Raw genomic sequence first — 9,467 nt, forward strand, 5'->3', positions numbered from 1 at the left:
CGGGGCGATCCGCTCCTTGACGTGCCCGATCAGCGCCTCCGCGGTCGCCTCCTGGCCGTCGCGCAACACGACGACGGCGGTGATCGCCTCGATCCACTTCTCGTCCGGGGTGCCGATCACCGCGACCTCCGCGACCGCCGGATGGGTGTAGAGCGCGTCCTCGACCTCCCGGGACGCGACGAGGATGCCGCCGGTGTTGATGACGTCCTTGATGCGGTCCACGACGGTGACGAAGCCTTCGGCGTCGCGGGTGACCAGGTCGCCGGAGTGGAACCAGCCGTCGCGGAACGCCTCCGCGGTCGCCTCAGGGTTCTCCCAATACCCTTGGCACAGCTGCGGGGAGCGGTACAGGATCTCGCCGGACTCGCCGTCAGCGATGTCGTTGCCGTCCGCGTCGACGACGCGGGTCTCCACGAAGAACACGGCGCGCCCGCACGACGACGGCCGGTCCGCGTGCTCCTCCGGTCGCAGTACGCAGGCGAGCGGCCCGATCTCGGACTGGCCGAAGCAGTTGTAGAAGCCGAGGTCCGGGTAACGCTCACGCAGTCGGTTCAGCACCGTCACCGGCATGATCGATGCGCCGTACTGGGCCTTGCGCAGCGACGAGAGGTCGCGGGTGTCGAGGTCGGGGTGGTTCGCGAGCGGCACCCACACCGTCGGAGCGAGGAACAGCGACCCGATCCGATCTTCCTCGACGCGGCGGAGGATCTCGGGGATGTCCGGCGCCGCCATCAGATTCACGGTCGCGCCCACCGACAGGTACGGCAGCATGAACACGTGCATGCCTGCCGAGTGGTACAGGGGCATCGCCACGAGCGGGTTGTCGTCGGCGGACAGGTCCAGCGCGATCACCGAGGAGACGTACTCGTACACGAGCGCCTCGTGGGTCATCATGGCGCCCTTGGGCTTCGACGTCGTGCCTGATGTGTACAGCAGCTGCGCGAGGTCGGTGGCGGTGGCGCGCGGGGCGAACTCGACGACGTCGCCGGCGGTCGCTCGTGCCAGCAGGGAGTCGTCGGCGTCGCGGAGCGGGACCACGTGCTCGACCGAGGTGAGATTGGCGCGCACCGAGTCGAGGGTGCCGGCCAGTGCCGGGTCGACGAACACCGCGCGGGCGCCCGACTGCGAGACGAGGTAGGTGAGCTCCTCGCCCTTGAGGGCGTAGTTGACCGGGACGTGCACCAGGCCGGCGCGGGCGCAGGCGAGGAACCCGATGACGTAGGCGTCGGAGTTCGTGCCGTACGCGGCGACGCGGTCGCCGGCGTCGAGGCCGAGCCCGGCCAGGTACGTGGCGGCGCGACTGACGGCGGCGTCGAGGTCGCGGTACGAGTGCGTGCGTCCGTCGAAGATCAGCGCGGCGCGGTCGGGGGACTTCGCCGCCGAACGTCGCAGAATGCCGTCGATGGTGTGGGTGCGCGGGTCGAGACTCATGTGCGTCAGATTATGGGACGTCCAACTAATTGGAAAGGGGCCTTCGGCCCTGTGCGCATTTTTGGTAGGGGGAGCTACCAAAAACGCGCACAGGCGGCGTGGCCGCTACACGCGGGCGAAGCGCATCGGCTCGGTGTTCGGGACCGGTGCGACCTCCCCGCGGGTGACGAGGTGACGCAGATGCGCGGCAGCCTCCGACACCGCCATCCCGCGGGCGAGCGGGGAGAACGCGTCCCAGCCGCGGTACCACTTCATCCGCTCCGCGACCTGCCATAGCGTGATCTCGTCGTCGCCGAACGCCCCGACGAGATGCTCCAGGCGCTCCTCGTGATGCTCGACGAGTTCCTTCGCGCGTCCGGGGAGGTCGATGATGGGCAGGCCGTGCGCGCCCAGGCCGCGGGTCACGCCCATCGACTGCACCCGTTCCAGCGAGCTCATGAACTCCGCGAGGGAATCCCGCTCCTCGAGCGGGTAGACGAAGTTGCCGACGTGCGGCGTCGTCTTCTGGAGCACGTGGTCTCCGGTGAACATGACGTCGGCGTCCTCGAGGTGGAAGCAGGCGTGGCCGGGGGTGTGGCCCGGGGTAAAGACCACGCGCAGGGTTCGTCCGCCGGCGAGCGGGACGACCTGACCGCCGGTCAGGGTGCGGTCGGCCGACGACTCGGGACCGGCGGGGGGCTTGAGGTGCGTCGCGGCCCGGTAGTCGTCGCACTCGGCGTCGGAGGCGCCCGCCCGGCGCAGGTTCTCGATCTGCTCGTCGAGCCACTCGACGGTGTGTCCCGTCGACATCAGCCGGAACATCTCCTGGTCGTCCTCGTGCATCGCGATCCACGCGCCCGACGCCTCCCGCACGCGGCCGCACAGGCCGGTGTGGTCGGGATGGAAATGAGTGAGGACGACGCCCTCGACGTCGGAGATCGAGTGGCCCATCGACTCGAGTCCGCTGGTCAGGCCGTCCCAGCCTTCGTCGCCGTCCCAGCCCGCGTCGACGAGGACGACGCCGTTGGGCGATTCCATCGCGTAGATCAGGGTGCTGCCGAGCGGGTTGTGGGTCATCGGGACCGTGATCTGGAAGATGCCGTCACCGATGGCAAGTGCGTCGGACATGGTCGCTACCTCTTCAAGGGGGTGAAATTCGCTCTAGTCTTTCGTTCATCACTACCCCACGACGTGGCTCGCGGCACAGTCTGGATGCCCGTTCAGTGGGCGTTGTGTGACAAATTCAACTCGTTTGCAGCGGGAGATTCGCACGGGTTTCGGCAGGTGGGGCGGGCGCTCGGCGTGCAGGTGTGCGAACGCCGTGACCAGGCACGCGATACGTCCGGAGCGCTGTCGGAACGCTGTGGTAAGCCTTGACTCGAACCGATCGAGGGGGCCCGCTTGCTCACTGTGCACCGCGCCGAGCGCTCCGACGTGCTAGCCGACGCGCTCGCGAAGGTCCTCGTCGTTCCGCTTCCCGACCCGTTCGCCCGCGAGGTCGTCGCGGTCCCCGCGAAGGGCGTGGAACGCTGGCTGACGCAACGACTTTCGGGAATTCTCGGTGCCGCACCCACGAGTATGGACGGGGTCGCCGCCAACATCGAGTTCCCGTCGCCGACGCGGCTGGTCGACGAGGCCCTCGCCGCTGCCACCGGCACCACGGCAGACGCCGACCCGTGGCATCCCTCACGTGCCCTGTGGACGCTCCTCGACGTCATCGACGACTGCCTGGACCAGCCGTGGGCGGCGGTCCTCGCCCGACATCTCGGCGTCGACGACCCGGCCGGTCACCGCATCGGCAGACGCTACGGCACCGCCGCCCACCTGGCGGAACTGTTCCGGACCTACGGGGTGCAGCGCCCCGGCATGCTCGTCGACTGGGCCGCCGGCCGCGACACGGACGGTGTCGGGGGCGACCTGCCCCCGGACCTCGGGTGGCAGGCCGAACTGTGGCGGCACCTGCGCGAACGGATCGGGGCGGCCAGCCCCGCGGAACGACTCGCACCCGCGTGTGAGGCGCTCCGCGAACGCCCCGGCATCGTGGACCTCCCCGAGCGGATCTCGGTGTTCGGCCCGACCCGGCTGACCACCGCACAGCTCGACGTCCTCGCAGCGCTGGCCGTCAATCGTGATGTACACCTGTGGATTCCGCACCCCAGTCCTGCCATGTTCGACGCGCTCTCTCGGCGCACGCCACCGGCGACGCGCGCCGCCGACGACTCGGGTCTCGCGGTGACTCACCCGCTGTTGGCGAGCCTGGGCCGCGACGTCCGTGAGCTCCAGTTCCGGCTGGCCGGCGACGTCGTCCACGAGCACCACGCCGCCCCGACGCGCCCCGACACGCTGCTCGGGCGCCTGCAGGACGATCTGGCGGCCGACCGCGCGCCGAGCGCCGCGGTCGCGGACGGGTCCGTGCAGATCCACGCCTGTCACGGCCCGGCCCGGCAGGTGGAGGTGCTGCGCGAATCCCTGCTGCACCTGTTCACCGAACTCCGCGACCTCGAACCTCGCGACGTTCTCATCATGTGTCCCGACGTCGAGACGTACGCCCCGCTGGTCCGCGCGGCATTCGGACAGGACGGCATCGGACACCCCGGCCACGGCCTGCGGGTGCGGCTCGCGGACCGCGCCCTGCACCAGACCAACCCGGTGCTCGGTGTGGTGTCGTCGCTGCTCGACCTCGCGGACGGCCGCGTCACCGCGAGTCAGATTCTCGACCTCGCCGACACCGAACCGGTGCGCCGTCGTTTCGCGTTCACCGACGACGACATCGAGCGGTTGCGGGAATGGACCACCGCAGCAGGCGCGCGCTGGGGAATCGGAACCCGGGAGCGCAGCGCCTACGGGTTGTCCGGGTTCGCGCAGAACACGGTCCGCTCGGCGCTCGACCGCATCCTCCTCGGCGCCGCAGCCGACGACACCGAGGGCGAGTGGCTGGACCTGGCGTTGCCGCTCGGCGGGGTCGACAGCAACGACATCGACCTCGCCGGCAAGTTCGCGGAGTTCGTCGACCGGCTGGACTCGTCGCTGTTCCGTCTGCGGGGTCCGCAGCCGGCGCCGGCGTGGGAGGCCGCGCTGACGCGGGCGCTCGACCTGCTCGTGGGGGTGCGGGAACGCGACGCGTGGCAGCTGGGGCAGGCGCACCGGGAGCTGGCAGAAGCCGTCGAGTTCGGTACTGCGGAGCTGCGTCTCGCGGACGTGCGGGCACTGCTCGCGACGCGGCTCGCCGGGCGACCGTCCCGCTCCAACTTCCGCACCGGAGAGCTGACCGTGTGCACGATGGTGCCGATGCGGTCCGTTCCGCACCGGGTGGTCGCGCTGCTCGGCCTCGACGACGAGGCGTTCCCCCGCAGTCCCGGCGTGGACGGCGACAACGTACTCGGCCGCACTCCACTTGCGGGGGAACGGGATCCACGTAGCGAGGACCGGCAGCTGCTCCTGGACGCGATCGGTGCGGCGGGGGAGCGTCTCCTGCTGTTCTACACGGGCCGCGACCCGGTCAGCGGCGCCGAGCGACCCCCCGCCATCCCGCTGAGCGAAGTGCGCGCCGTGCTCGACACGATGGTCGGGGACACCGGCACCGCGGTGCGGTCGCATCCGTTGCAGCCGTTCGCCCCTCGCAATTTCCAGCCCGGCCGCCCGTTCAGTTTCGATCCTGCGGCACTCGCGGGAGCGCGGGCGGCGCAGCGCCCGGCAGTACCCGAGCCCGAGTTCCTCCCCGCGCCGTTGCCGGACCTCGATCGCGGCGACGTCGATCTGGCCGACCTGATCGACTTCGTCGTCCACCCCACGCAGGGGTTCCTCAAACAGCGTCTGGGTGTGCGCATCCTGGACCTGGACGAGGAGATCGCGGATGCGCTCGATCTCCAGTTGGACTCGTTGGCGGCGTGGTCGATCGGTGAACGGATGCTCGCCGCGGTCCTCGCCGACGATCGGGACATCACCGATGCGATCGGCGCCTTCCGGGCTGCGGAATGGCGCCGCGGCACCCTGCCGCCGGCGGCGCTGGGCGGCCGGGCACTGGAGGGAATCGAGGAGACCGTGCGAGTACTCGGCTCCGCGGGGCGGATGCCGGGCACGCCGGAGACCGTCGACGTCGACCTCGACCTCGGTGGCCGCCGGCTCGTCGGCAGCGTGGGCGGCGTCCGCGGCGACGTCATCGCTCGCACCACCTACTCGAAACTCGGGCCCAAGCACCGGCTCACCGCGTGGGTGCAGCTGCTGGCGCTCGCTGCCGCGGATCCCGACCGGCGGTGGACGGCGGACACCACGGGCAAGGGCCGGATCCCGCGCCCGACGGCATGGCGCTCGCACCTCGTCGCACCCGCCGACGCCCGCGCCCGGCTCGAGACGTTGATCGCGCTCCGGGACAGTGGTCTCCGCTCACCACTGCCCGTTTCCACAGGTGCGACCGCTGCGTACGCCGAGCGCCGCGTACACGGCGACGCCGTCGCGTCGGCGATCGACTCCGCCGAGCGGGAGTGGTCCGGCAAGTTCGGCGACTGCCGGGACAAGCACATCGCCTACGTGTACGGCGAAGACGCGCCCCTGACCGTCCTCACCTCCGAGGCGACGGCCGGCTCGGAGGGCACCGCCTTCGGCGACCACGCCCGCACGCTGTGGGAGCCGTTGCTCGCCGCCGAAACCCTGGGAGCCGTCTGATGTCCGCCGCCACCGGCCGCGCCGCCTTCGACCTGCTCGGCGAACTGCCCACGGGCACAACCGTGCTCGAGGCCAGCGCGGGGACCGGCAAGACCTACGCGATCGTCGGGCTCGCCGTCCGCTACGTCGCCGAACAGGGTGTCGACCCCGAACGACTACTGCTCGTGACGTTCAGTCGCGCCGCGACGAAGGAACTGCGGGAACGCACTCGCGACCGCTTCGCCGACGTCGCCGCCGGCCTCGACGACCCGGCGTCGAGCCGCGACGAACTCGTCACGTTCCTTGCCGACGCCGACCCCGACACGGTGACGCTGCGGCGGCAGCGCCTCCTGCGGGCGCTGTCGAACTTCGACGCCGCCACCATCGCCACCACCCACAGCTTCTGCCAGCGGATGCTGGACGGCATCGGCATCGCCGGTGAACGTGACCCCGACACCGAACTCGTCGAAGAAGCCACCGACCTGATCGAGCAGACCGTTTCCGACCTCTACCTGAGCCGCTTCGGCCGGCAGCCCACCCCGACGCTGTCGCCGGAGGAGGCACGAAAGGTCGCGCGGGCGGCCATCTTCGACCCGCAGGCCGTCCTCGCACCGGACCTCGCAGCAACGGGCGGTGACGGCACGACCGCGGGAGACGCCGTCGCGTTCGCGCAGGCCGTTCGCGACGAGGTGCGCCGCCGGAAGCGGGCCGCGGGCATCCGCGACTTCGACGACCTGCCCGCCCTCCTGCACGGTGTCCTCACCGACGAGGACCACGGCGAGGACGCACGCCGCCGCGTCCGCGAGCGGTACGACGTCGTCCTCGTCGACGAGTTCCAGGACACCGACCCGCTGCAGTGGGGAATCCTGCGCAGCGCGTTCCACGGACACGCCACCCTCATCCTCGTCGGCGACCCGAAGCAGGCGATCTACGCGTTCCGCGGCGCCGAGGTGTACGCGTACCTCGACGCCGTCGCCGAATCCCGGACCCTCGAGCTGACCACCAACTGGCGCAGCGACAAACCGCTCATCGACGCCCTCGCCCACGTCCACGGCGGAGCCGCACTCGGGCACCCGGACATCGTCGTGCACCCCGTCGCCGCCGCCACCGACCGCGCCCGCGTCACCGGACTGCCGCCGATCCGGCTCCGGTACCTCACCCGCGCCGGCGCCGGACGGCTGGACACACGTGGATTCCCCGCGATCGATCGCCTTCGGCCCCGGGTCGCCGACGACGTCGCCGCCGACATCGTCCGGCTCGTCTCCGGCGACGCGACGATCGACATCGACTCCTCGGATGCGGGCGCCCGGAAGGTGGTCCCCGGTGACGTCGCCGTGCTGGTGCGCACCAACAAGCAGATCACCCTGGTCCACGACGCCCTCGACCGAGCGGGTGTCCCGGCCGTCACCGTCGGCGGGCTGAGCGTGTTCCTGACACCCGCCGCCCGGGACTGGCTGTGGGTGTTGCAGGCGCTCGAACAGCCGCACCGCTCCGCCCGGGTGCGGCTCGCCGCGCTGACGTCCCTGTTTGGGTACACCGCAACCGAACTCGAGGTCGGCGGTGACGAGCTGGTGGCTCAGATCGGTGGCAACATTCGGGACCTCGGACGTGTCTTCACGGCGGCGGGGTTCGCCGCGATGACGGAGCGACTCGCCGCGTGGCGCACCCTCGAATCCCGGCTGCTCGCCAGGGTCGGCGGGGAGCGCACCCTCACCGACCTGCGGCACATCGCGCAGTTGCTCGGGGAGGTCGCGGTCGGGAAGGGACTCGGACTGACGGCCCTCACGCGGTGGCTGACCGACCGGATGCGGGATCCCAACTCCGGTACCGCGGACCGCAGCCGCCGCCTCGATTCCGATGCCGCCGCCGTGCAGATCGCGACGGTGCACGCCACCAAGGGACTCGAGTACCCGATCGTCTACGTGCCGTACGGCTGGGATGCGGCGAAGCCCCCGACACCCGACAAGCTTCTGCTGCACGACGACGACCACCGCCGCATCCTCGATGTCGGCGGCACCGACGGCCCCGGGTACGGAGAGCGCCGGGCGCGCCACGAGGAGGAGGAAGCGGGCGAGGAACTGCGACTGCTGTACGTCGCGGTCACCCGAGCCAAGTGTGCGCTGGTGCTGTGGTGGGCGCCGTCGCGGGCGACGCCGTCCGCGCCGCTGCACCGGATGCTGCTCGCCCGTACGCCCGGTGCGCTCGACGTTCCACGAACGCTGGCCGTGCCGCAGGATCCCGAAGCGGCGCAGCAGTTCACCCGGTGGGCCGACGGAGTGCCCGGCATCCAGGTGGAGCGAGTCGCGCCCGATCCGATCGAGGTCGGGACGTGGAGTCCGCCCCGCGACGCCGCCGTCGAACTGGCCGCCGCACGGTTCGATCGCGTCCTCGACGCCGAGTGGCGCCGTACCTCCTACTCCGCCATCACCGCCGCCGCGCACGCACTCGCGCCCGTCAGCGGTGAACCGGAGGTGCCGACCCTCGACGACGAGCCGGAGGAACCGCCGTTGGCCGCCGTCGGGGCCGATGACGGTGGGGGGCACCTGCCGTCGCCGATGAACGGGCTGCCCGCAGGCGCCGCGTTCGGCACCCTCGTCCACGCGGTCCTCGAGTACGTCGACACCGCCGCCGAGGACCTCACCGCCGAGGTCCTGCAACGGTGCCGCGACGAGGTGGCGTCCGGCTTCTCCGACGTCGATCCGGACGCCCTCGCCGCATCACTCATGCCGGTGCTCGCAACCCCGCTGGGGAGCTCGCACACCCTCGCGTCGATCGCGCCGTCGGATCGACTGCCCGAGTTGGATTTCGAACTGCCGCTCGCCGGGGGTGACGACGCGTCCGTGGTGGTGACCTTGGACGCCGCGGTCGGGTTGCTGCGCCGGCATCTGCCCGCCGACGACGTGCTCGCCCCGTACGCCGACGAACTCGGCGAACTCGGTCCCGCGCCGCTGCGCGGGTACCTGACCGGCAGCATCGACGCGGTGCTGCGGCTGCCCGGGACCGAGTCGCCGGAGCCGCGCTTCGTGGTGGTGGACTACAAGACGAACCGCATCGTGCCGGGCGACGTGACCACCGGGCACTTCACCCGTGAGTCGATGGCAGCGGAGATGATCCGCTCCCACTATCCGTTGCAGGCGCTGCTGTATTCGGTTGCGCTGCATCGGTATCTACGGTGGCGGCTGCCCGGCTACGATCCCGCGACCCATCTCGGTGGGGTGCAGTACCTGTTCGTCCGCGGCATGGCCGGCCCGGACACCCCCGCAGGGTGCGGCGTGTTCGACTGGCACCCGCCTGCAGTGCTCGTCACCGAGCTGTCCGACTTGCTCGCCGGCACACCCACCTCGACCCTCTCCGCACCCACAACACCCACCGTGGCTGAAAGTGGCGTTCGTGCGGCTGGGCCGAACGAAAGCCAC

At 71.1% G+C, this 9,467-nt stretch carries 4 protein-coding genes; 2 read left to right on the forward strand and 2 right to left on the reverse strand.

Translation table 11 applies throughout. The features are described 5' to 3' along the window. Nucleotides 1-1,431, reverse strand: a 1,431-nt coding sequence (locus ACFSJG_RS05960) for a fatty acyl-CoA synthetase (protein ID WP_378484296.1), incomplete at its 3' end; no start/stop codon positions are given. Between the two features lie 105 nt (nt 1,432-1,536). Next, nucleotides 1,537-2,538 carry an MBL fold metallo-hydrolase gene (locus ACFSJG_RS05965; RefSeq protein ID WP_378484297.1) on the reverse strand — a complete coding sequence of 334 codons (1,002 nt, stop codon included), beginning with the start codon at nt 2,536-2,538 and terminating at the stop codon, nt 1,537-1,539. Nucleotides 2,539-2,811: 273 nt separating this feature from the next. On the opposite strand from ACFSJG_RS05965, the gene recC reads away from it, so the two are divergent. After that, complete coding sequence (gene recC, locus ACFSJG_RS05970) at nt 2,812-6,072, forward strand: exodeoxyribonuclease V subunit gamma (RefSeq protein ID WP_378484298.1); 3,261 nt, start codon at nt 2,812-2,814, stop codon at nt 6,070-6,072. Further along, a partial coding sequence (locus ACFSJG_RS05975; protein WP_378484299.1) for a UvrD-helicase domain-containing protein occupies nt 6,072-9,467 on the forward strand: 3,396 nt, incomplete at its 3' end. The genes recC and ACFSJG_RS05975, both read left to right, overlap by 1 nt.

The sequence above is a fragment of the Rhodococcus gannanensis genome (assembly GCF_042681175.1).
GTDB lineage: Bacteria > Actinomycetota > Actinomycetes > Mycobacteriales > Mycobacteriaceae > Rhodococcus_G > Rhodococcus_G gannanensis.